The following is a 20,865-nucleotide window of genomic DNA, read 5'->3' as shown; positions in this document are numbered from 1 at the left end:
GCGGGTGGTCTTGCAAGACATGCCGCCCCGCTCCAAGGCGATCTCTGTGGGCCCATGTGCGGTTAGCAAGGCCAGAGCAGCGTGCAGTCAATGCCGCCTCTCGTACAGGGTCAAATTGCCCTTGGTCTCGACAGCCACATAATCTCGCTTGATGCGTTCCAGGGTTTCGCGGACACGTGGAAGCGTGGCCCGAGTCTCTACGATATTGTCGTAGAACACCCGGTTTGCCGTGTTCATTGAGCGATCGACGTAATGTTCGTCAAAGGCCACCATGAGCGGCATGAAATAGGCCTCTGGAGCTCGATGAGCCTGTGCAAGATATGCCCAATCCATCATGGCGATCACCAGCACCCGTTCGCCGGGCTTCGAGTTGTCTTGGATGAACTTCGTCTCGGTCTCCGTGATCCGGCTAAAGTCCTCCTGCCACGTTTCGACAGAGGGAGACACGAACGGCCGCATCAGCAAGCTGGGATAATACACGTATGATCTCAGGCCGTAGGGGTGTGGATTGATTTTGTCCTGTACGAAGAGCAGTGCCGCAATCGTTGCAACGGCCACGCCAGCGCCGACGGCCTTCTTGAACGAGGGGCGCCAGGCCGCAGCGAATTGATGGGCCCACCAGGCCGCGACGATCACCAGCGGTAATGCGTTCTGGTGCCAGACTGCGTCCAACGTTCGGTTGACCCACTTGATCATCAGGGCGATGCCGATCATCGACAGCGCCAGGAGCACTCCTGCTACGAACCGATCCCGCGGAGAGTCAGACGACCGTGACAGCCGCATCGAGGCCCATCCGATGGTGATACATCCGATGACCTGAAGCGGAAGATCGTAGATCACGCTCCAGCTCAGGGTCCATTTGATCGGCGAACTTCCCCATCCCGTACCGTAGAGCACGAGTGGACGAAAGCACTCGATCAGGAAGGTCAATGAGAGGACGCGTGGTCCGAACAGCAGCAGACACAACAATATTGCTGCCGCGATCGACGTGATGAAGAAAACGAATGCGTTGCGATAATTCAGAAAACCCCCGGCAATCGCTGCGACGCAAGTGCCTGTCACGAGAAAGAACAGCCCAATCTCGGTTTGCCAGAGCAGCGAGAGGGCGCACATGATGGCCGACACGATCAACCATCCCGAATGCTTGGGATCGGCGCAGTGCAGACCGATTGCCAACACGAAGACGATCAGCAACGGAAACCGCGTGGGATAGGCCGAAGGCGAGTAGAAGTGATTGGTGGTGGAGAATGCCAACACAGCGAGGGCCGTGACGATGCCGATCGCGAGGAGTCTCGATCTAACCAAGTACGCCAGAAGGAAGTAGGCCTGAATATACACCGCAAGCGTGATCGCGATGTTCAATCCGACCGCTCGCATGGCCGCGGATTTCCAGCCATCTCCCATGATCAGGTGGAAGAACCAGCCAAGCGCTGGGCCATAATGCGAATGGTAATCCAATCCCGGAATAAGGCCCGGTGTATAGCCGTAGAGGGCAGGCCCGATGAAGTAACTGACCTTGTGGGACTCCTCTCGCACGACCGAGGTCACGCGTTCGAGGTCGGACGGTATCAGGAGCAGGGCAAGGAATGCGACCGGAAGCAGATCGATCAGCCCCACAGCGAATGGGACACCGGTCGAAGATTTTACGGGCGGAAAGTAAGTATTGGCCCGTCGATTAATTCCGACCGTGACGGCTGCGACCGCGAGAATGATCAGCGTGATCGCGAAGTTGCTACGATCATTAGCGGCATGGAGAGCAAGGTAGACCAATCCCGCCGTGATCGTGCTCAGCGCGATTGAACCGGACGATCGATGCGACGTGTACAATGCGGCCGCCGCGGCAATCGGTGCGCACAGGAAGAAGGACCCATAGAAAGCCTTCTTGCATACGTCACAGTTCTTCTGGGCCGCTGTCAGGTCGAAGGCGTCGTCGAAGTTCCATTGAAATGCCGGAAGGTGATTTTTCAACAGCAGCAGCGCCACGTAGGCTACGGCGCAACCAAGGAGAGCGGCTACAACTGCTCTCGCGGCGATCGAGTATTCCCTGGTGTACTGCACTAGAGCGTTCCGGGGCCAGCAACGGCAACTAAATCGGTAATTCTCAAGTTCTTTGAAATCACGCCTAGCCCCCAATTGCCCGCCGGGCAATAATTCACGCGTTTACCATCACAGGCTTAGCCGAGCAATCCCACCAGCTAACGGTTGAGACTGGATGTTGCATCCCTGCGTTTGCGACGGCCATGACCAATTGTCGAAGGTCATCTCAGCCGACAAATTGAATTCGCCTCGAGCGGGGCAGCTGCTCGGCCGTCCGATCGTCACGGCGCGCCTGCGGAAGACGGCTGCGAGAACGATCAGCCTCAAGCAGATCGCCGAGCAGGATCGGACAGTCGGCCCAGCCGTGCCCGAGGCGTAGGAAAAAGATGCGCTTGAGCCACGGTCAAACCGGTGCAGCGTCGGTCCGTTCGGACCAGGCTTGGTTCGTGAAGTGGGCCCGTTCCGGCGAGACCATCCACACCAACCCACCGGAAAGCCCTAAGATCAGGCCGCACAGCCCTAACAAAACTGATATCGCGAGGGCCTTGTCGGCCGCGAGCCCCGCCAAGCTGAGGGCAGCAACCATCGCGCCTTCGCGCAAGCCCCAACCTCCGATCGATATCGGGGCGGCGGACGATAGAATAACAAGCGGAATGAGAACGAACGCATCCAGCGCGGACAGTTCCGCCCCCAGTCCGATGGCAAGGACATAGCAGGCCGCAACATTGATCAAGGGAATGGAGATGGCGGATCCGATCAACGCTCCGCGTCCTTCGGTCGCCAGTAGAGGAACCCTGATAAGCATTGCGGAGCGTATGAGCTTGGCCGGAAGGGCGGCTGTCACGCGCGACGGCCACCAATTCAGTGTGAGCAAGGTGATTGCACCGAGGCACGCGGCTGATAAGAAGCCCAGAACGGCGAACAGGAGCGAGCCCTCGCTGGTCCGCGAGAGCAGGAACGGCATTCCCGTCAGTATGACGAGACTGAGCGCCAATAGACCGAGGAAGCGATCGGCCACGATGCTGCCGATCGTCTGCGACCATTGCACGCCATTCCGCCGCAGCATCCAGATCCGGACCGCGTCGCCGCCTGCGGGCAGCACCTGATTGAAGAAGGTGCTGATGATGAGAATGCGCCAGCCGGCCAGCCATCCCAGGGGGACGCTCATGGCGCGGAGGATCAGGATCCAGCGGTGGCAGAGAACGAAGGTCTGGGCGAACAGCAGCAACACCGCAAGCGCGAGCATGTTCAAGTTGACCGCGAGAAGATCGGCTTTCAGGGACGACAAGTCCTGGCTGCGCAAGAGCAATACCAGGATCCCGATCGACACCGCGAACTTGACCAGGGTAACCAGTGCTTTTGCAGGCGGCTTCATCGTTTGGTTTCGTCCTCGATCATTCACGGCGGGATCGTCGAGCAGCGAGTGTGGTCGAAATCTATTGTCTCGCCAGATGCTCCGCGGCGAGTGCGCCAATCCGTGTGACGTAGCGTTGGACCTCGGCAGCGTCGCCGCCATCGGGGGCCCAGTCAGGAAATGCCGTGCGTGAGGGATCAAACGGGCCGGCGGTGGTTTCGTGGAACACCAGCCATTCCGAGGTGATCAGGATCGAGTGGAAGACTTTTTCGGGCATCCGATAATAGCAGCGCTTGCTCTGGCCGTAGGGCGCCATCTCGAGTACGTCGCGAATGCGGCCGTCATCCTCGAAGATCACGACCTGCGCAGTGCCCTCGATCACGTGAAACGATTCAGGTTTGCCAAAATGCTTATGCGGCCGGACATAGGCCTCGCGATGATGCACGATCAGCATCTCGTGCAGGCTGGACGCGGGATCGGGGTGCGTGCACAGCCGGCTGCGCAGACGCGGGTTACCGGCGGCGATGCGTTTCAGCTCCGCGATCGTGGCGTCATCCGCCGTGACGATGGCGTCGTCCGAATAATACACTTCCGGATTCTGCGCGCGCAGCGACGTCGGCCGGCGCAGGCCGGCTTCATTCGAAGAAGATGAACCCATGGTCGCCCCGATAGCGGCATTTGTCGTAGATCCACGCCCAGGTTTCCGGGCCGTGGAAGCTCAGGCAGGTGAGCTGCCAGTAGAGGAGGTTCGCCTTCTCGCGCTCGTTGCGGAACGATTCCACCATCAGATATTTCGAGGCGCCACGCCCGACGCGCTCGATCTCCGACACCGCGCGGAACACGTCCTCGAGCGGAAGGTTGTGCAGCACGCCGAGCGACACCACGAGGTCGAAGCTGTGATCGGGGTAGGGGAGCTCGACGGCGCTGCCGACCTTCAGCAGCGGCCGCACCTCCTCCTTGGCATTGGCGATGCTGTAGTCGGAGATGTCGATGCCGGCGATCGTGAGGTCGGGGACGAGCTGGGTGAACTCGTAGAGCAAATAGCCCTTGCCGCAGCCGACGTCGAGCACGCTCATGCCGGGCTTGATGCCGTAGCGATCGATCAGGGTCTGGGCGAGCGGGCGCCAGCGTCCGTCATAACGATAGCCGCCATAGCCGTAGCGCCGGTCGCCGTCCCAGTAGTCGCGTCCCCATTGCCGCGCGACGGTGGCGGATTCCGCCTTGTCATGCTCAACCACGCGCTGAACGTAGTTCCGCCTGGTCGATGCGTGCATCGGTTGGAGCAAGTTGATCTCACTCATGGGGCCCAACCGGTCCGCGGCATCGTCACAGGATCGTGGCGTATTTATTGACCAGCAGAATGTCCTCGACGGCCTGGATGTCTTTCTGCGACGACAGCGTGATCTCCTCGACTGCGGCGTGGAGATCGCAGCCCTCGCGCAGCACGCGGTCGTAGATCTCCCGTCGCCGTGCCTCGTCGGGCGGCAGCATGAAGATGCTGTAGAGGATCAGGCCATTCAGGCGGGGCAACTCGTCCAGGATGTCCTCGAGCACCATGTAACTGCCGGGCATGATGTGCTCGACGGCGCTCAGCAGAAATTGCAGGTTCTTCCGCCGCGCGTAGTCGCGGATCACGACGTTCTGGACGTGCTGCGGGGTGCGGCTGCCGTTCAGCGGCCGCGCGCCGATGTAGCCGCGATGGCCGGCTCGCTCAGCCATGGAAGCCTCCCGGCAGCTTGTATTGCATGCCGACCCGCGTCGCCGGGCGCAGCAGGATCGGCTCGAAGAACTCGCCGAAGCGCTTGTCGGCGTAGGGCGACATGATGCTCTTGAACCGGCAGTTCATGCTCCAGCGCGTGCCGGGCTCTTCGTTGACGCGATTGCCGTGCATCAGGGTCTGGTTGAACAGCATCACGTGACCGTAGGGAATCTCGATGAAGGTCGCGTGCGGCTTGATCGTCTTGTACAGCTCCTCGGCGCTGCGCAGGCTTGCCATTCGGTCCTGCATGTCGCCGTTGAGCGACGGCGGCAGCAGATACATCGCCTTGGTGTGGTGGACGTCCACCAGCGGCACCCACACCACGACCTCGAACGGCGAGTCGCCCGACCAGACATCGGAATGGGTGGCGAGCAGCGAGGAATCGTCGCCGGGCATCTGGATGCTGAGATTGACGCGGCGCTGCATGCACAGCTCGTTGCCGACGATGGTCTCGATCGTCGAGCGCGCCAGGCGAAAATAGGTCGGCCGGAACCACGGCTCGGCGTTGAGGCCGTTGAAGACGTGCAGCCGCAGGCCGTTGAGATCGTCCACGCTCACCCGTGTGTGGATGCTGTCCAGCATCGCATAGGGATCATTGCTGTGCGGCAGCTTCAGATAGTCCGCCGCCAGCTCGGCGGCGCGCCGCTGGATGCGGTCGAGGCCAGCGCGATCATCGGCCGGCGTTGTGACGAAGCCGTTGTCGATGAAGCGCTGCGCCAGCGCCTGCTCATCGGCCTGCAGGAAGTCGGTATCCGTCATGCAAAATACTCCCGGGCGGTCGCGCAGATATAGCTGATATCGGCGGCCGACAGGAACTGGTTGATGGGAAGCGTGAGGATCTGGTCCGCCTGCCGCTCGGTCACCGGGAACGCGCCGCGGCCTTGCCCCAGATGCGCCGCGGCCGGCTGCAAATGGATCGGGACCGGATAGTGGATCGCGGTCTCGATGCCCTTGTCGGCCAGATATTTCTGGAAGTCGTTGCGGCGGTCGGTCTGCACCACGAAGGTGTGGAAGGTGTTGAACTCGATGTTGCGGCAGGGCGGAATGAACAGAGGGAGCCCGGCGAGCTCGGCGCGGTATTGCGCGGCGTTGCGCCGCCGGCGTTCGATCACCGAGGGCAGGTGACGCAGGCGAATGCGCAGCACCTCGGCCTGGAGCGTGTCGAGCCGGGACACGATGCCCCACTCCTGGACGTCGCTGCGGTTGATGAGCCCGTGATTGCGAAGGCGGCGGATGCGTGCGGCCATCTCGGCGTCGGCCGTGACGAGGAAGCCGGCATCGCCTGCGGCATTGAGATTCTTGAGCGGATGGGCGGAGAAGCAGCCGAACGTGCCGATGGTGCCGCTCATCCGGCCGTCATAGGTCGAGCCGACCGCCTGGGCGCTGTCCTCGATCACGGCGAGCGCGTTCTTGTCCGCGATCGCCATCAGCGGGGTCATGTCGGCCATGCGCCCGGTCAGGTGCACCGGCATGATCGCCTTGGTGCGCGACGTGACGGCGGCTTCGACCGCGGCGGGATCGATGTTCTGGTCCGGCAGCACGTCCGCAAAGACAGGCGTGGCGCCGACCGCGATGATCGCGGCGGTGGATGCCACGAACGAATTCGGAGGCGTGATCACCTCGTCGCCGGGGCCGATGTCGAGCGCCCGCAAGGCGAGGATCAGCGCGTCGGTGCCGGAATTCAAAGTCACGACATGGGGCGAGCCGAGATAGGCGGACAATTCCTCCTCGAGCTTTCCGACCGCTGCGCCCCCGATGAAGTCGCCGCGGGAAAACACGCCCTCGACCGCCTGCATGATCTCGGCGCGCTCTTCCTCGAACTGGGCGGGAAGATTGACGTAACCGATGCGCCGGCGGCCGGTGTCAGCGTCCATGACAGAACTTCCTGACGGTCTCGATGACACGGTCCTGTTGTGCGCGCGTCAGATGCTGGTCGACGGGGAAGCTGATGACTTCCTTGGCGTGGCGGTCGGTGACCGGGAAGGTGCCGGGCGCGTAGCCGAGATGCTTGAGGCCTTCCTGCTGATACAGCGGGATTGGATAATGGATCTTGGCCTCGATGCCGTTGTCCAGGCAGTATTGGTAGAGCTCGTCGCGGCGTTCGGCGAACACCATGTAGAGATGGTAGACGTGCTTCACATTGGGCCGGCGCGGCGGGACGCGCAGGCCGGGCAGGCCGGCAAGGCCCGCATCGTAATAGGCCGCGTTCTCGATCCGGCGCCGCGTGATCTCGCTGGTCTGGCCGATCAGCCAGTTGCCGACGACGGCCTGCAAGGAATCGAGCCGCGAATTGCAGCCGAGGATCGCGATCTCGTCGCGGTTCTTCATGCCGTGGTTGCGGATCAGGCGGAGCTTCTCGTTCATGCCGTCGTCATTGGTGACGACGACGCCTGCATCGCCCCAGACGTTGAGGTTCTTGAGCGGATGCAGCGAGAAGCCGGCCGCGATGCCGTGGGTGCCGGAGCGCTTGCCCGCAAACTCCGACAGGATGCCCTGGCAGGCGTCCTCGACGACGGGGAGGTTATGGCGCTGGGCGATCGGCATCAGCTTGCCCATGTCGGTGACCTCGCCGGTCAGCTGAACCGGCATGATCGCCTTGGTCTTCCTGGTAATGGCGGCTTCGACCTGGTCGACGTTCATGCAGAAGGAATCGTCGCAGTCGACCAGCACCGGCGTGGCGCCGGTTTCCGCGATCGCACCGACGGTGGCGATGAAGGTGTTGGCGGCGGTGATGACCTCGTCGCCGTGACCAATGCCGAGCGCCTTGAGCGGCAGCTTGAGCGCGTCGGTGCCGGATCCGACGCCGATGGCGTGGCGCACGCCGATCAGCTCGGCAAAGCGCTTCTCGAATTCGGCGACGGGCTTGCCAAGGGTGAAGTCACCGGTCGCAACCAGCCGGCCGATCTCGGCCAGGATCGGAGCGGGGTCGGAGAATTGCTCGAGCAGATAGGAATATCGAACGTCGTACATGTGACCCGTCAGGTGGAATGAAGTTGAGGAGCGGAGGTGCGCGACGCCGCGAGCGCGTGCTCGATCGAGGTCGCGATGGCGTTGGGCGCGAGGCCGTGCTTCTTCAGCAGCGAGTCCTGCGAGCCGTAATTGTGCATGAAGCGGTCCGGCAGCGACAGCCGCAGTATCGCGGGCAGGCCGGAGCCGAGCTTGTCGATCAGCGTCTCCGCAACCGCGCTGCCGAGGCCGCCGGAGGGCACGTGCTCCTCCAGCGTTGCCACGAGCTTGATGCCGCGGATCGCCTGCAGCAGCGCTTCGGTGTCGAGCGGCTTCACCGTATGCATGTGCAGGATGCCGGCGCGAATGCCTTGCGCGGCCAAGAGGTCGGCTGCGGCGATGGCGCGCTGGAGCATGATGCCGGTGGTCACCATGAGGACGTCGCCCGGCGGGCGCATCAGGATGGCCTTGCCGATCTCGAAGCCGTGCTCGGCCTTCGAGACGACGGCGTCGCCGCCCTTGCCGAGCCGGATGTAGATCGGTCCGGTCCAGTCGAGCGTCTTGTCCATCATCCGCGCGGCCTCGTCGGCGTCGCACGGGCAGACCACCGTCATGTTCGGCAGCGCCCGCATGATGGCGATGTCCTCGATCGCCTGGTGGGTGGGACCGAGCGGCGCGTAGACCAGCCCGCCGCCATTGGCGATCAGTCGCACTGGCAGATTGTGCAGACAGAGATCGACGGCGACCTGCTCGTAGCAGCGGCGGGTGAGGAATGTCGCGATGGTATTGACGTAAGGCACGAAGCCTTCCATCGCGAGACCGGCCGACATGCCGATGATGTGCGCTTCCGAAATGCCCTCGATCAGATGGCGCTTGGGAAACTCCTTGCTCATCGCACGCAGCGTGCCGGCGCCGGGATCGGAGCCGATGTAAAGCACACGCTCGTCGCGCGCGGCGAGCTTGTGGACCATGTTCATCGCGGTGTTGCGCATGGGGAGCCGATCAAAAATCGCCGACGGCGACGCGGATGGCGTCGAGCTCGCTGTCGGACAGCTTGTTCTTGTGATGCCAATCGGCGTTGGATTCCGCGGCCGGCAGACCCTTGCCCTTGACGGTATGGCAGATGATCGCGGTGGGCTTGCCCGGAACGGCGGGGACCTGCTTCAGGACGGTGCGCAGGGCGCCGACGTCGTGGCCGTTGAGCTCCTGCACGGCAAAGCCGAAGCTGCGCCATTTGTCCGCGAGCGGCTCCAGCGGCAGCACGTAGTCGGTGGGCCCGTAGCTCTGGAGCTTGTTGTAGTCGATCATCGCGACCAGATTATCGAGCCCGTGCTTGGCCGCGCCCATGGCGGCCTCCCACACCGATCCCTCGTTGATCTCGCCGTCGCCGAGCAGGACAAAGGTCCGGTAATTGCGCTCGCGCATGCGGGCGGCCAGCGCAAGGCCGACGCCGATCGACAGGCCGTGCCCGAGCGCGCCGGTCGACGCCTCGACACCCGGCACCATGCCGTATTCGGGATGTCCGCCCAAGATACTGTCGGAGCCGCAAAAGCCGTCGAGCTCCGACAGCGGGAAGAAGCCGCGATCGGCGAGGAGTGCATAGAGCGCGAGACAACCGTGTCCCTTGCTGAGGATGGCGCGGTCGCGTTCGGGATCGCGCGGGTTGTTCGGATCGATCCGCAGGATGTCGTCGTAGAGCACGCGGACCATTTCGATGAGCGACAGGGCCGGACCGACATGGCCGCGTCCGGCCGAACGGACAGAACCAAGGACCAGGCGGCGCAAATAGAGACTGCGCTCGTCCAGCGTGCAGGTGAGGGCGGCTTCAGCGTGGGGTGAGATCTGGATCACGTTGGCAAATCGTTTGATGAAGCCGGCGTGCTTTGTCGAGCTGACCGGCAAGGCGGACCGTCAGATCGCCACCTTGCGCAGCCAAGGCGCGCCGGGAGCGGCTTTCGGGCAAATAAGCATTCAGGACAATCAGGCACCAAATCGCCCCGAACACAGGATACAGTACGTCACGGCGGATCGCAAACGCGTCATCCCTAGCCGCGAAGGCTTGCGTGAGGCGTTCGATGAGGCGATTCGCGCCTGTTGCGGGCAGATCGCTGCCGGGGTGGATCGCGGTATCGGACAGCAGTTTGACCGGATCGTCCCAACCGAAATATTCGAAGTCGATGAAGCGCAGGCGGCCGTCTTCGCCGCGCAGGGCGTTGTGCAGTCCGAAGTCGGACGGGCTCAGTGCGCGATGCGCGGGCAAGAGGTCCGCTGCGGGATCCCGCCCCAGTTCCGCATAACGCTGGCGGAGCTTTCGGATAGCGACGGCCGTGCTGGGAACCAGGCTGCCGTCGATGAACGTATGCAGCTCCGGGTGATCCTGCGACTCACGCGTCAACCCGTCGAGGCGCTGCTCGTACTGGGCGATGGCTTCCTCGGGCGAAAAGATGCTGGCTGACGCGTTCCGCAAGGTCTGCGCACCTTCGGCGTCGCGCAGCTTCTGCAATTCGATCAGGAAATCGGCCAGCTGGTCCGCATCGTCGTCCTGTGGACGGAGCACCGCCGCGTCACCGTCGAACCATTGATACAGCGCGCAAAACGCATCGGCGTCCTTTGCAATCGGCCGTGGCGTCGACGCGATGCCGTGGCGCGACAGGAACGTGAGCGCGTCATATTCCTGTCCCAGCCGATCGCGCCCGTCCGACGGATAGTGCTTGAGGGCGAGGGGCGGTCCTTCCGCCATCTCCAGCCGAAACACCCTGTTGTTGCCGCCGGACCGCGCCGGCTGGGCTGCCGCGACCGTTGTTCCGGCAAGGCGGCTGCCGATCGAGATCGCATCCGCTGCGCTGATGTCCGGCTCGCTCATGCCGCAAACACCTCGTCGCGGATCCCGGCCCATGTCGCGATCGGCTTGCAATGTTCGGGGTGCGGGGACTGCGAACGCGTGAACAGGATCGATCGCGTACCCTTCGGGAAATGCGGCTGCTCGAAGACCTCGACGAGATCGTCGATGAAGATGTCCAGCTCCAGGCTCGCGAGCCTGTCGACCTTGGCGGCCATCGTGTCCTCGAAATAAACATCGCCGCTGGCCACCGTCGCCGCAGCAGCGTCGATGAGGCCGGCGCCACGCAGCCAGCCGCGTGCGGCTTCGCGCAGGTCGGTATGGTCGGGGTCCTGATGACCGTATCTGGTCTTGTGGCTGACGATGCACACCTTGGCGCCGGCCTGTCTGCACGCCGCGAGGAATTCCAGCACGCCCGGATAGATCTCGGCGCCGCCAATGCCCTTGCCGTAGACGAAGCCTTGCAGGCCTTGCCAGGCGAGCTCGCCACCCGTGCGGGACCGCAGATAATCCCGCACATCGTTCTTCAGCCCAACCCAGCCCTCCGGCACCAGGCCACGCTGGTGCGCGACGGCGGCAAAGACCTTATCGTAGCAGATGATCGTGTTGTCGAAATCGATGCCGATCCGCACGCCGCTCACTTCAGGCTGATGTTCTGCATCATCTTGATATTGAAATACCGGGGATCGTTGAGCGAGTTCGGCAGGCGGCCGGACCTGAAGGCGTCCACGAGGCCGGACACGGCCTGCTCGATCGTGTGCGTCGGTGCAAATCCGAGCTCGCGGCGAATCTTCTCCGAGGAGACGTGGTAGGAGCGCAGATCGTCGGTCGGCTCGACGGCCACGTCGACGTTGTTTCCGACCACCGATTTGACGATGTCGGCGATCTTCATCAGCGAGTGGTTCTCGTAGCCGATATTGTAGGTCTTGCCGTCGATCTTCGCATCATCCTGCTGCAGCAGGAACAGATAGGCCGCCGACATGTCCTCGATGTGCAGGTTGGGCCGCTTCTGCGTTCCGCCGAACACGCGGATGCGGCCGGTGTTGACCGCGAGGTTGGTCAGGATGTTGACGACGACGTCGAGGCGCTGCCGCGGTGCGTAGCCGCAGACGGTGGCAGGACGGACCGTGCAGGTGACGAAGCCGGACGCAGCCTCTTCGGCAAGGTCGGTCTCACACATCGCCTTGAACTTGGAGTAGTCCGTGAGCGGCTCGCAGGACAGTTCCTCGGTCACCTCGGCCTCGTCCTTGATGCCGTAGACGCTCGACGAGGAGGCATAGATGAAGCGCTTGACGCCGGCCTTCTTCGCGGCGCGCACCATTGGACGGAAGCAGTCGTAGTTGATGGACTTGCCGAGCCCCGGGTCGAGCTCGAACGAGGGGTCGTTGGAGATGCAGGCGAGGTGGATCACCGCATTGTTGCCGCGCAGGGCCTCGTTGATCGCGGCCTCATCGCGGATGTCGCCCTTGATCAGGCGAAGGTTCGGATTGTTGCGAACCGCGTCGAAAACGGATTCGCCGTACATGAACAGGTCGAGCACCGTGACCTTGTGGCCCGCTGCCAGCAACTGGGGAACCAGCACGCTGCCGACATAGCCGGCGCCACCGGTGACCATCACGTTCCATTTCTGATCAATCACTGCCGTTCTCCAGATTTCCCGCTCGCGTTACTTCAATAGCGCGGTGACGAATTTGACCAAGGGCGCCTTTTCGACCGAGTTGCGGTGACCGACGATGCCGACCTTGATCGCGCCCGCCGCGTTGCCGATGAAGGCGACGTCCTCGATATTGCCGCCGGCCGCCACCAGCGGCGCCGTGATCGTCAGGAAAGCATCGCCGGCGCCGACCGTGTCGACGACGGTCTTGGTGAAAGCGGGCACGCGCGCGACGCCGGTCTTGGACGAGAAGGGGTAGCAGCCGAAGGAGCCGTGCGTGATGATCATGTTGTCGCAATCGATCTTGCCGTGCAGGCGGTTCTCGATCACCGACGCGATGTCGCTGAACTTGTCGGTCGCGGCCAGACGCGCTTCCGGCGCGTCGATGCAGACGTAGTCGGCGCGCGGATATTTCGTGATGAGATTATAGCCGTGGTTGCCGCTGTTGCTCTGGGCGTTGACCGCCAGGAACTTGGAGTTCGCGATGAGCGTGTCGATGGTGCTCGACGCGATCATGCCGTGACCGAAATCTGTGACGATCACCACGTCCCCGCCACGAACGCGCTCGGCGGTGATTCGGTCGATCTCCTTGCGCTCGGCCTCGTCGAGCGGCGTGTCGTCCATGGTGTAGACTTCGAAGAGCTTGTGCAGATAGCCCATCTCGACGTACCGCAATTTGCGGGTCGTCGGTCGGCCCTGAATGCGGATCGGCGTCAGCGTGACATTCGGGCGGACATGCGCGCGAATGAACTCCTCGGGGTAGTCGTTGCCACCCAGCGTCGTGACGATCTCCACCGACTTGCAGAAGCTCGCCACGTGATTGGCCGCGGCAATGACGCCGCCGGCAAATTGCTCGCCATTCTTGAGCAGGGTGGCGACGATGTTCTCCTTCGAAGCCTTCCCCAGCGCCGTGACGTACTGGTATTCGTCGATGATGGTATCGCCGACCAGCACGACGTGCATGTCCTGGATCTTGTCGATCAGCTTCAGCAGGCGTTCGGCGCCGCCGCCTTCACGTACCTTCTGGAGGTAGTCGCGCAGGGGAGGATCGTAGATGCCGAAATAACGGTTCAGCAGCGATGACGAGCTGAACGTCACGTCGCGCGTGAAGACGATTCGTCCGCCATGACGTTCGACGGCCTCGCGCTCGGTGGCGATCTTGCCGGTGACGTCATCCTCGGGATTCTCGTAGTCCGAGCCTTTCACGTAGGTGTCGGGGCGCACGGCATCGAGGACCGGCTCGGCGCTGGAAGTGCGGTTGATGCCGACCCAGTCGACCGTGCCGAGCGCGGCCAGCATCTCGGCGCGCATGTTCTCCGGAAAGATCGGCCGTCCCGGGCCCTTGTTGACGAAACGGTCGGCGGTGATGGTCACGATGACCACGTCGGCCTCGTTGCGCGCCGCCAGGATGTGCCGGACGTGGCCGAGATGCACCAGATCGAACACGCCGTGGCAGAGCGCGACGGTCTGGCCCTTGGCCTGCGCGGCGCGCGCAATCTCGCCCAGCTCCTCGATCGTCTTGATCTTGTCGTGCGGTGCCGGATGGCCGGTCAGCTTGTCTGTCGCAGCATTACCCATGTGGATTACCCAAAGCGCCGGCAGGTCTCAGATGGCCGGCCTGAAATGATCGACTCGCAGCAACGATATCCGGCGAGCCTGTTCAAGAGCTTGCCTTCTGCGGCGAGCCGTCGTCGTCACCGAGATATTTGAACCAGTCCTTGGTGGCGTCGGCGATCTTGTCGACCGTCCACAGAGGCGCGTCCTTGTACTGATCCATCGACTTCAGCATCGTCGCGACGCCGTCCTCGAATTTTACCTTCGGCGTCCAGTTCAGGACCCGCTTGATCTCAGTGATGTCGGCGTAGGTGCAATCGGGCTCGCCCGGTCGCTTGGGAATGTGGACTTTGTCGCCGCCGAGAAGCTCGACCAGCCGGTTGACGCTGTAGGTGTTGTCGGAGCCGACGTTGAATATCTCGTGCGAGATATCGGAGCGCGCAGCAGTCACGAAGGCGTCCGCGACGTCGCTGACGAAGGTGAAGTCGCGCGTCTGCTCGCCGTCGCCGACCACGGTGAAGGGCTTGCCGGCGAGCTTCTGCGCCATGAACACACCGAACACGGCGCCGTAGGTGCCGGTGGTGCGATGGCGCGGCCCATACACGTTGAACAGGCGTAGCGCGACCGCAGGCAGCTTGTAGACCTGGCACCAGTGCATGACGCACTGCTCGCCGAGATTCTTGGTAAGCGCGTAGGGATACATCGGCCGGATCTCGGCGCTCTCCGGCGTCGGATAGACGTCGGGAATGCCGTAGCAGGACGACGAGGCGGCGTAGACGAAGCGCTTGACGCCGGCGTGCCGCGCCGCTTCGAGAACGTTGACCGTGCCGTCGACATTGGCGCGATGATAGGGGATCGGCGACTCGATCGAGGGAACGATGTCAGCCAGCGCCGCGAGATGGAAGACCCAGTCGATACCGTGAAAATACGGCTTGATCGACTCGAGGTCGGTGACGTCGGCCCGCACGACCTTCAACTGGCTCGAACCGGCGTGTGCGGCCAGATTTTCGGGGCGTCCGATGACGAAATTATCGAGCGCGATGACCTCATGGCCGTCGTCGAGGAGACGATCGACGAGGTGACTTCCAATGAAACCGGCGCCGCCAGTAACGATGCATTTCATGAGGAACATCCGTGACGCGAATGCCCAGCGAAACAGGCCCGCCAATGTTGAGTGAAACCCGAAAGCCGACTACCAGCCGCTCGCTGACTTTGCAAGTATTATACCTTTGCAATCCTTGGTAATAGCCGGTATCACCCGGTCATGTTGCAATCGAGCCGCCAGCCCATGCCTGCCGAGTCCGTCGATCCCGATCACAAGGCTTTCCTCGACGATTACGTGGGACGCCTCCATCGCGCGACGGCAGTCGACGTCGGCGTTTTCGCCGCAATCTCCGCGACCCGTGCCACTTGGTTGCGCGCGCGCGAGCAGGGCGGTCGCGTCATCTTCATCGGTAATGGCGGCTCAGCCGGCATCGCCTCGCACCTGGCGATCGATCTGGCGAAGAACGCGTCGGTGCCTGCGCTCTGCTTCAGCGACGCGAGCATGATGTCGTGCCTCGCCAACGATTACGGCTTCGAGGACTGGATCGCGCACGCCGTGCGGCTGAGCGCACGCGCCGGCGACTGCCTCGTTGCGATCAGCTCGTCGGGGCGCTCGAAGAACATCCTCAACGCGGTTGCGCAGGCGCGGACGATGAAGCTCGACGTGGTCACGCTGTCGGGCATGAATGCGGACAATCCGCTGCGCAATCTCGGCGACGTCAATTTCTTCGTCGACAGCCGCAGCTACAACATCGTCGAGACCACGCACCAGTTCTGGATGATGGCCGCGATCGACCTCGTGATCGGTCGCGCGGAATATCCGGCATCCTGAGGCGGGCATCCGATGCAGTCGCGGTTCAAACAGGCGGCCCTGTTTTCGGTAAAGCTGCTGCTGTCGATTGCCGTGCTGGTCTACATCGCGCGCGGTCTCGATCTGCAGCGGTTGCGCAGCCATCTCGTCTCGGTCGATCCTTTGCTGTTCGTCCTGGCGCTGACGTTGATTTTCTTCCAGACCTTCGTGCTCAACGGCCGGTGGGAGCTGATCATGCGCGCGCTCGGCGTGTCGCTGGACTGGCTCGCGGGCTGGCGGATCCTCATGATCAGCCTCTGGTTCAATCAGGTGTTGCCGTCCTCGGTCGGTGGCGATGCGGTGCGGATGTGGCTGCTGCGCCAGCGCGGCGTGCAGTGGCCGGAGGCGGTCAAGGGCGTTGCGGCCGACCGTTTCACGGCGTTGATCGGGCTGATCGCGCTGATGGTGGCCGGATTGCCGTTCCTGTTGTCTCGCGTGTCCGATCAGGCCGCGATCCTGGCCGTCGGCGGGCTGACGCTGGCCGGCGTCGCCGGCACCGTGGTTCTGTTGACGCTCGACCGTCTGCCCAAGCGCCTCATCGCCCATCCGGCGATCGCAAGCTTTGTCCGGTTCGGAGCGCTGGTCAGGTTTCTCCTCCTGCAGTCCGAACGCCGTGCTTTGCTGTTCGGATCGGCGTTGCTCATCCATCTCGTGACCGCGGCGGCCTGCTTCGCCCTGGCGCGCGGTGTCGGAGCAAAGCTCTCGGTGGTGGACGCCGGTATCCTGATTCCGCCCGTGGTGCTGTTGACGGCGGTCCCGATTTCGATCAGCGGCTGGGGTGTTCGCGAGGGGGCGATGGTCGCCTGCCTCGGTCTGGCGGGTGTCCCTTCCGAGGAAGCACTGTCGGTTTCGCTGCTGCTGGGCGCCATCAGCGTGATCATCGGGCTCGTCGGAGGCGCGATCTGGTTGGCAAGTCCGGAGCGCGGGTCGTATTCAGCGGACAAGGCCGCCAAGGCGGCGGAGGAAGCCCCCAGCTACGACGGGCTGGGCAAGGAAGTCTCGAGCCACCCATGACTCGCTTGAGCCCGTTGCTGGCGGTCTGGTCTTCACGGGGTGGGATTGCCTCACCCGATCGCGTATCTCATTTTTCGGTTCCACGATGAAAAACCTGTTCTACGTCCGCCATACCTGCCGCCTCTGCCATTCGGACAAGCAGGAGCTTGTCGTCCCGATGGCAGGCATGCCGATCGGCACGCCGAACTTCCAGGTCCCGGACGCCAGCGTCGACGATCCCGTGTTCCGCGCTGCGGTGCCGATGGCGCTGCATCTGTGCAGGGATTGCGGCCATCTCCAGATTCTCCATGTCGGTAATCCCGAGATCCAGTACCGCAACTACGTCTACACCACCTCGCTCTCGCTCGGCCTGCGCGAGCACTTCGCGGGCTATGCCAACGACGTCGTCAGCCGCTTCGGTGTCGCGCCGGGCTCGCTGGTCGTCGAGCTCGGCAGCAACGATGGATCGCTGCTCGGCTTCTTCAAAGAGCGCGGCATGCGGGTGCTGGGCGTCGATCCCGCTGTGGACATCGCGAAGCGCGCGACCGAGGCGGGGATCGAGACCATCGGCGATTTCTTCACCGATGCCATCGGTCACCGCATCCTGCAGAGCCACGGCGCGGCGAGCGTCGTGATCGCCAACAACATGATCGCCAATGTCGACAATCTCGATCCGCTGGTGATCGGGGTTCGCGACGTGCTCGCGCCGGACGGATTGTTCGTGTTCGAAACGCAATATGGCGTCGACGTCACCGAGAAGAACCTGCTCGACACCGTCTATCACGAGCATCTGTCGTATTTTAACATCAAGCCGCTGATCCGTTTCTTTGCCCGGCTCGGCATGGAGCTGATCGACGTCCAGCACATCTGGACCAAGGGTGGCTCGATCCGCGTGACCGTGCAGCGTGCCGGTGGCGCCAAGAAGCCGTCGGCTGAGGTCGCGCGCTTCGTCGCCGAGGAAGAACGGCTGGGCGTCGATCAGCCGGCCTATTATGCGCCCTATGTGAAGCGGATCGCCGCGATCCGCGACGAGCTGGTCGCGATGGCGGATGCCGCTCATGCGCGCGGGCAGCTCGTCGCCGGCTACGGCGTCTCGGTCGGCACCACGACGCTGCTGCCGCAGTTCGGCCTGGAGAACAAGATCGACTTCCTGGTCGACGACGATCCCAAGAAGGGGAACGTGATGGCGGGCCCGGGTTACGACATCCCGATCCTGCCGCCTGCCGCCCTTTATGAGCGCAAGCCGGCGTTCGTCGTCGTCTTCGCCTGGCGCTACGTCGACCCGATCCGGGCCAAGCACGCCCGCTACTTCGCCGAAGGCGGAAAGTTCGTGGTGCCGCTGCCTGGCATTTCCATGGTCGACCGGGCCGACTGACCGCGCAATAGGGCCGAGGCGGACGCTCCGGGGGAGCGTCTGGAAAGGAACCGGACGGGCGCTGCGATTGCGCCCTGAAGGGTGGGTGGATAAGCCTTTGATCCGGCTGGGCTCTGCTCTAGCGCCCGGGAAGGTCGGCCGGTCCAGTCGGGCCCTCTATATCTTGACCTTTGGTCCTATCCGCAGTAGATACCCCGCACTCGCAGCCGGCCCGTTAGACGCGGATCTCCGGCGCGGCTTTGAAATCCCCGAACAATCGAGCCCGGTTTCCGGCTCATCCTTCGAGACAGAGGGCTGGGCCAACGGCGGCTGTTCGGATCCCTGAAATTCATTACCGTCAGTCGACGGACGTTGGACATCAAAACGATGGCAGTCAGCCCGTTCAAGTTCTTGCAGGAAGTGCGCTCGGAGACCGCCAAGGTCACCTGGCCGACCCGCCGCGAGACCACGATCACCACCATCATGGTGTTCGTCATGGTCGCCGTGGCCTCGATCTTCTTCTTCGCCGCCGACCAGATCATCCGTGTCCTCATCACTTACCTTCTGGGCATTCACTGATGGCAACCGCAACCGCTCAACTGTCCGACAAGCGCTGGTACATCGTCCACGCCTACTCGAATTTCGAGAAGAAGGTCGCCGAATCGATCCGCGAGCAGGCCAAGCAGCGCGGGCTCGAGGAGCTGTTCGAGTTGGTGCTGGTTCCGACCGAGAAGGTCACGGAAGTGCGCCGCGGCCGCAAGATCGACGCCGAGCGCAAGTTCTTCCCCGGCTACGTGCTGGTGAAGATGAAGCTGACCGACGAAGCGTTTCACCTGATCAAGAACACGCCGAAGGTCACAGGCTTCCTCGGCGCTGAAAACAAGCCGATGCCGATCTCGGAATCCGAGGCCATGCGCATCCTGCACCAGGTGCAGGAAGGCGTGGAACGGCCGAAGGCGTCGGTGTCGTTCGAGATCGGCGAGAACGTGCGCGTGGCCGACGGCCCGTTCGCCTCGTTCTCGGGTGTCGTCGAGGAAATCGACGAGGCGCGCTCGCGCGTGAAGGTCGCGGTGTCGATCTTCGGCCGTGCCACGCCGGTCGAATTGGAATTCGGTCAGGTCGAGAAGGTCTGACCGGGTAGCGCGTGAAGTCGAAAAGCTTCGCGCAAAGAGAGGCCGTGGGAGGGAGAGGGCGGTTGCCAGCCGCATCCGACCCAGACCACGAACCTGAAACCGCCGGCGACAGCCGGCACAACAGGAGTGATACATGGCAAAGAAAGTGACCGGATACCTGAAGCTTCAGGTCCCGGCCGGTGCGGCGAATCCTTCGCCCCCGATCGGTCCCGCGCTCGGTCAGCGCGGTCTCAACATCATGGAGTTCTGCAAGGCGTTCAACGCGCAGACCCAGAAGGAAGAGAAGAACACCCCGATTCCCGTCGTGATCACGATCTACGCCGATCGTTCGTTCACGTTCGAGATGAAGACCCCCCCGATGTCCTTCTTCCTCAAGCAGGCCGCCAAGATCCAGTCCGGCTCGAAGGCGCCGGGCCGTGACAAGGCCGGCAAGGTGACCAAGGCGCAGGTGCGCGAGATCGCCGAGAAGAAGATGAAGGATCTCAATTGCGATTCCATCGAGTCGGCCATGAAGATGGTCGAGGGCTCTGCCCGTTCGATGGGCTTGGAAGTGGCGGGGTAAGCGGTCATGGCAATCGGAAAGCGTTTGAACAAAGCCCGCGAAGGTGTTGACCGCGAAAAGCTTTACCCGCTCGCGGACGCCATCAAGATGGTCAAGGAACGCGCGAAAGCGAAGTTTGACGAGACCATCGAGGTCGCGATCAATCTCGGCGTCGATCCGCGTCACGCCGACCAGATGGTCCGCGGCGTCGTGACCCTGCCGAACGGCACTGGCCGTACGCTCCGCGTCGGCGTGTTCGCCCGCGGCGCCAAGGCCGATGAGGCCAAGGCTGCGGGTGCCGACGTCGTCGGCGCCGAGGACCTGGTCGAGAAGGTGCAGAACGGCTCGATCGATTTCGACCGCTGCATCGCCACCCCCGACATGATGCCGCTGGTCGGCCGTCTCGGTAAGGTGCTCGGCCCGCGCGGCCTGATGCCGAACCCGAAGATCGGCACCGTGACCATGGACGTCACCGGTGCGGTGAAGGGTGCCAAGGGTGGCTCGGTCGAGTTCCGTGTCGAGAAGGCCGGCATCCTGCAGGCCGGCGTCGGCAAGGCCTCGTTCACCGAGGAGAAGCTGGTCGAGAACATCAAGGCCCTGGCTGACGCTGTCACCAAGGCGAAGCCAGCCGGTTCCAAGGGCACCTACATCCAGCGCGTTGCGGTGTCCTCGACGATGGGCCCGGGCGTGAAGGTCGAGCCGGGCACCATTCTCGGCTAAGTCTGGAAATCGCATGAGGCGAGGGGCGGAATTGGGCAACCGATTCCGCCCCTCGTCGTTTGTGGCACGGCTCACCGGAAACAAGAA

Annotated in this window: 23 protein-coding genes; 8 read left to right on the top strand and 15 right to left on the bottom strand. The window is 63.1% G+C overall.

Annotated elements, in window-relative coordinates; genetic code table 11:
• Positions 1-87: 87 nt before the first annotated feature.
• Positions 88-1,983: a hypothetical protein gene (locus GGD65_RS06000; RefSeq protein ID WP_183234639.1), complete on the bottom strand. Its 1,896-nt coding sequence runs from the start codon at positions 1,981-1,983 to the stop codon at positions 88-90.
• A 229-nt stretch (positions 1,984-2,212) separates the two neighbouring features.
• On the opposite strand from GGD65_RS06000, the gene GGD65_RS05995 reads away from it, so the two are divergent.
• Entirely contained in the window at positions 2,213-2,416 is a 204-nt protein-coding gene (locus GGD65_RS05995; RefSeq protein WP_183234638.1) for a hypothetical protein, read from the top strand.
• A 24-nt stretch (positions 2,417-2,440) separates the two neighbouring features.
• On the opposite strand, the gene GGD65_RS05990 is transcribed toward GGD65_RS05995, so the two are convergent.
• The 14 genes from GGD65_RS05990 to GGD65_RS05925 all read right to left on the bottom strand — a co-directional run bounded on the left by GGD65_RS05990 (position 2,441) and on the right by GGD65_RS05925 (position 15,266).
• Positions 2,441-3,412 (bottom strand): lysylphosphatidylglycerol synthase transmembrane domain-containing protein, encoded by a 972-nt coding sequence (locus GGD65_RS05990; RefSeq protein WP_183234637.1) that lies wholly within the window; start codon positions 3,410-3,412, stop codon positions 2,441-2,443.
• A 61-nt stretch (positions 3,413-3,473) separates the two neighbouring features.
• Positions 3,474-4,049, bottom strand: a complete 576-nt coding sequence (locus tag GGD65_RS05985) for a WbuC family cupin fold metalloprotein (RefSeq protein WP_183234636.1) — start codon at positions 4,047-4,049, stop codon at positions 3,474-3,476.
• On the bottom strand, positions 4,027-4,692 hold the full coding sequence (locus GGD65_RS05980) for a class I SAM-dependent methyltransferase (protein ID WP_183234635.1): 666 nt from the start codon (positions 4,690-4,692) through the stop codon (positions 4,027-4,029). The genes GGD65_RS05985 and GGD65_RS05980 overlap by 23 nt, the downstream gene beginning before the upstream one ends.
• A gap of 25 nt (positions 4,693-4,717) precedes the next feature.
• A complete protein-coding gene (locus GGD65_RS05975) occupies positions 4,718-5,110 on the bottom strand; it encodes an LIC12192 family sporadic carbohydrate cluster protein (RefSeq protein ID WP_183234634.1) in 393 nt (130 codons plus the stop codon).
• On the bottom strand, positions 5,103-5,909 hold the full coding sequence (locus GGD65_RS05970; RefSeq protein WP_018322239.1) for a sporadic carbohydrate cluster 2OG-Fe(II) oxygenase: 807 nt from the start codon (positions 5,907-5,909) through the stop codon (positions 5,103-5,105). Before GGD65_RS05970 ends, GGD65_RS05975 begins: the two co-directional genes overlap by 8 nt.
• On the bottom strand, positions 5,906-7,024 hold the full coding sequence (locus tag GGD65_RS05965; RefSeq protein WP_179739835.1) for a DegT/DnrJ/EryC1/StrS aminotransferase family protein: 1,119 nt from the start codon (positions 7,022-7,024) through the stop codon (positions 5,906-5,908). The genes GGD65_RS05970 and GGD65_RS05965 overlap by 4 nt, the downstream gene beginning before the upstream one ends.
• Entirely contained in the window at positions 7,014-8,120 is a 1,107-nt protein-coding gene (locus GGD65_RS05960; RefSeq protein ID WP_092260241.1) for a DegT/DnrJ/EryC1/StrS aminotransferase family protein, read from the bottom strand. Before GGD65_RS05960 ends, GGD65_RS05965 begins: the two co-directional genes overlap by 11 nt.
• An 8-nt stretch (positions 8,121-8,128) precedes the next feature.
• Positions 8,129-9,088, bottom strand: a complete 960-nt coding sequence (locus GGD65_RS05955) for a transketolase family protein (protein WP_183234633.1) — start codon at positions 9,086-9,088, stop codon at positions 8,129-8,131.
• 10 nt (positions 9,089-9,098) lie between these two features.
• Positions 9,099-9,947 (bottom strand): transketolase, encoded by an 849-nt coding sequence (locus tag GGD65_RS05950; protein ID WP_018322243.1) that lies wholly within the window; start codon positions 9,945-9,947, stop codon positions 9,099-9,101.
• Positions 9,922-10,959, bottom strand: coding sequence for an aminoglycoside phosphotransferase family protein (locus GGD65_RS05945; protein WP_246783195.1), 1,038 nt, complete (start codon positions 10,957-10,959; stop codon positions 9,922-9,924). The genes GGD65_RS05950 and GGD65_RS05945 overlap by 26 nt, the downstream gene beginning before the upstream one ends.
• Complete coding sequence (locus GGD65_RS05940; protein WP_246783194.1) at positions 10,956-11,567, bottom strand: hypothetical protein; 612 nt, start codon at positions 11,565-11,567, stop codon at positions 10,956-10,958. Before GGD65_RS05940 ends, GGD65_RS05945 begins: the two co-directional genes overlap by 4 nt.
• Positions 11,568-11,572: 5 nt before the next feature.
• Positions 11,573-12,574 (bottom strand): NAD(P)-dependent oxidoreductase, encoded by a 1,002-nt coding sequence (locus GGD65_RS05935; RefSeq protein WP_092260233.1) that lies wholly within the window; start codon positions 12,572-12,574, stop codon positions 11,573-11,575.
• A gap of 27 nt (positions 12,575-12,601) precedes the next feature.
• Positions 12,602-14,167 carry a PfkB family carbohydrate kinase gene (locus GGD65_RS05930; RefSeq protein WP_183234630.1) on the bottom strand — a complete coding sequence of 522 codons (1,566 nt, stop codon included), beginning with the start codon at positions 14,165-14,167 and terminating at the stop codon, positions 12,602-12,604.
• 82 nt (positions 14,168-14,249) lie between these two features.
• Positions 14,250-15,266, bottom strand: a complete 1,017-nt coding sequence (locus GGD65_RS05925) for an SDR family oxidoreductase (RefSeq protein ID WP_092260401.1) — start codon at positions 15,264-15,266, stop codon at positions 14,250-14,252.
• A 165-nt stretch (positions 15,267-15,431) separates the two neighbouring features.
• On the opposite strand from GGD65_RS05925, the gene GGD65_RS05920 reads away from it, so the two are divergent.
• The 7 genes from GGD65_RS05920 to rplA all read left to right on the top strand — a co-directional run bounded on the left by GGD65_RS05920 (position 15,432) and on the right by rplA (position 20,778).
• Positions 15,432-16,019: an SIS domain-containing protein gene (locus GGD65_RS05920; protein ID WP_244550731.1), complete on the top strand. Its 588-nt coding sequence runs from the start codon at positions 15,432-15,434 to the stop codon at positions 16,017-16,019.
• A 12-nt stretch (positions 16,020-16,031) separates the two neighbouring features.
• Positions 16,032-17,051, top strand: coding sequence for a lysylphosphatidylglycerol synthase transmembrane domain-containing protein (locus tag GGD65_RS05915; RefSeq protein WP_183234629.1), 1,020 nt, complete (start codon positions 16,032-16,034; stop codon positions 17,049-17,051).
• Between the two features lie 85 nt (positions 17,052-17,136).
• Positions 17,137-18,405: a class I SAM-dependent methyltransferase gene (locus tag GGD65_RS05910; protein ID WP_179739848.1), complete on the top strand. Its 1,269-nt coding sequence runs from the start codon at positions 17,137-17,139 to the stop codon at positions 18,403-18,405.
• 366 nt (positions 18,406-18,771) lie between these two features.
• Positions 18,772-18,963, top strand: coding sequence for a preprotein translocase subunit SecE (secE, locus tag GGD65_RS05905; RefSeq protein ID WP_026202711.1), 192 nt, complete (start codon positions 18,772-18,774; stop codon positions 18,961-18,963).
• Entirely contained in the window at positions 18,963-19,517 is a 555-nt protein-coding gene (gene nusG, locus GGD65_RS05900; RefSeq protein WP_008136441.1) for a transcription termination/antitermination protein NusG, read from the top strand. The genes secE and nusG overlap by 1 nt, the downstream gene beginning before the upstream one ends.
• A gap of 133 nt (positions 19,518-19,650) precedes the next feature.
• On the top strand, positions 19,651-20,079 hold the full coding sequence (gene rplK / locus GGD65_RS05895; protein ID WP_006611824.1) for a 50S ribosomal protein L11: 429 nt from the start codon (positions 19,651-19,653) through the stop codon (positions 20,077-20,079).
• A 6-nt stretch (positions 20,080-20,085) separates the two neighbouring features.
• Positions 20,086-20,778, top strand: a complete 693-nt coding sequence (rplA, locus tag GGD65_RS05890; RefSeq protein ID WP_018322253.1) for a 50S ribosomal protein L1 — start codon at positions 20,086-20,088, stop codon at positions 20,776-20,778.
• Positions 20,779-20,865 lie beyond the last annotated feature (87 nt).

This window comes from Bradyrhizobium sp. CIR18 (assembly GCF_014198295.1).
In the GTDB taxonomy this organism is placed as follows: Bacteria; Pseudomonadota; Alphaproteobacteria; order Rhizobiales; family Xanthobacteraceae; genus Bradyrhizobium.
Note: the sequence above shows the minus strand (reverse complement) of the source record. Positions and strands in the feature narration are given on the sequence as shown.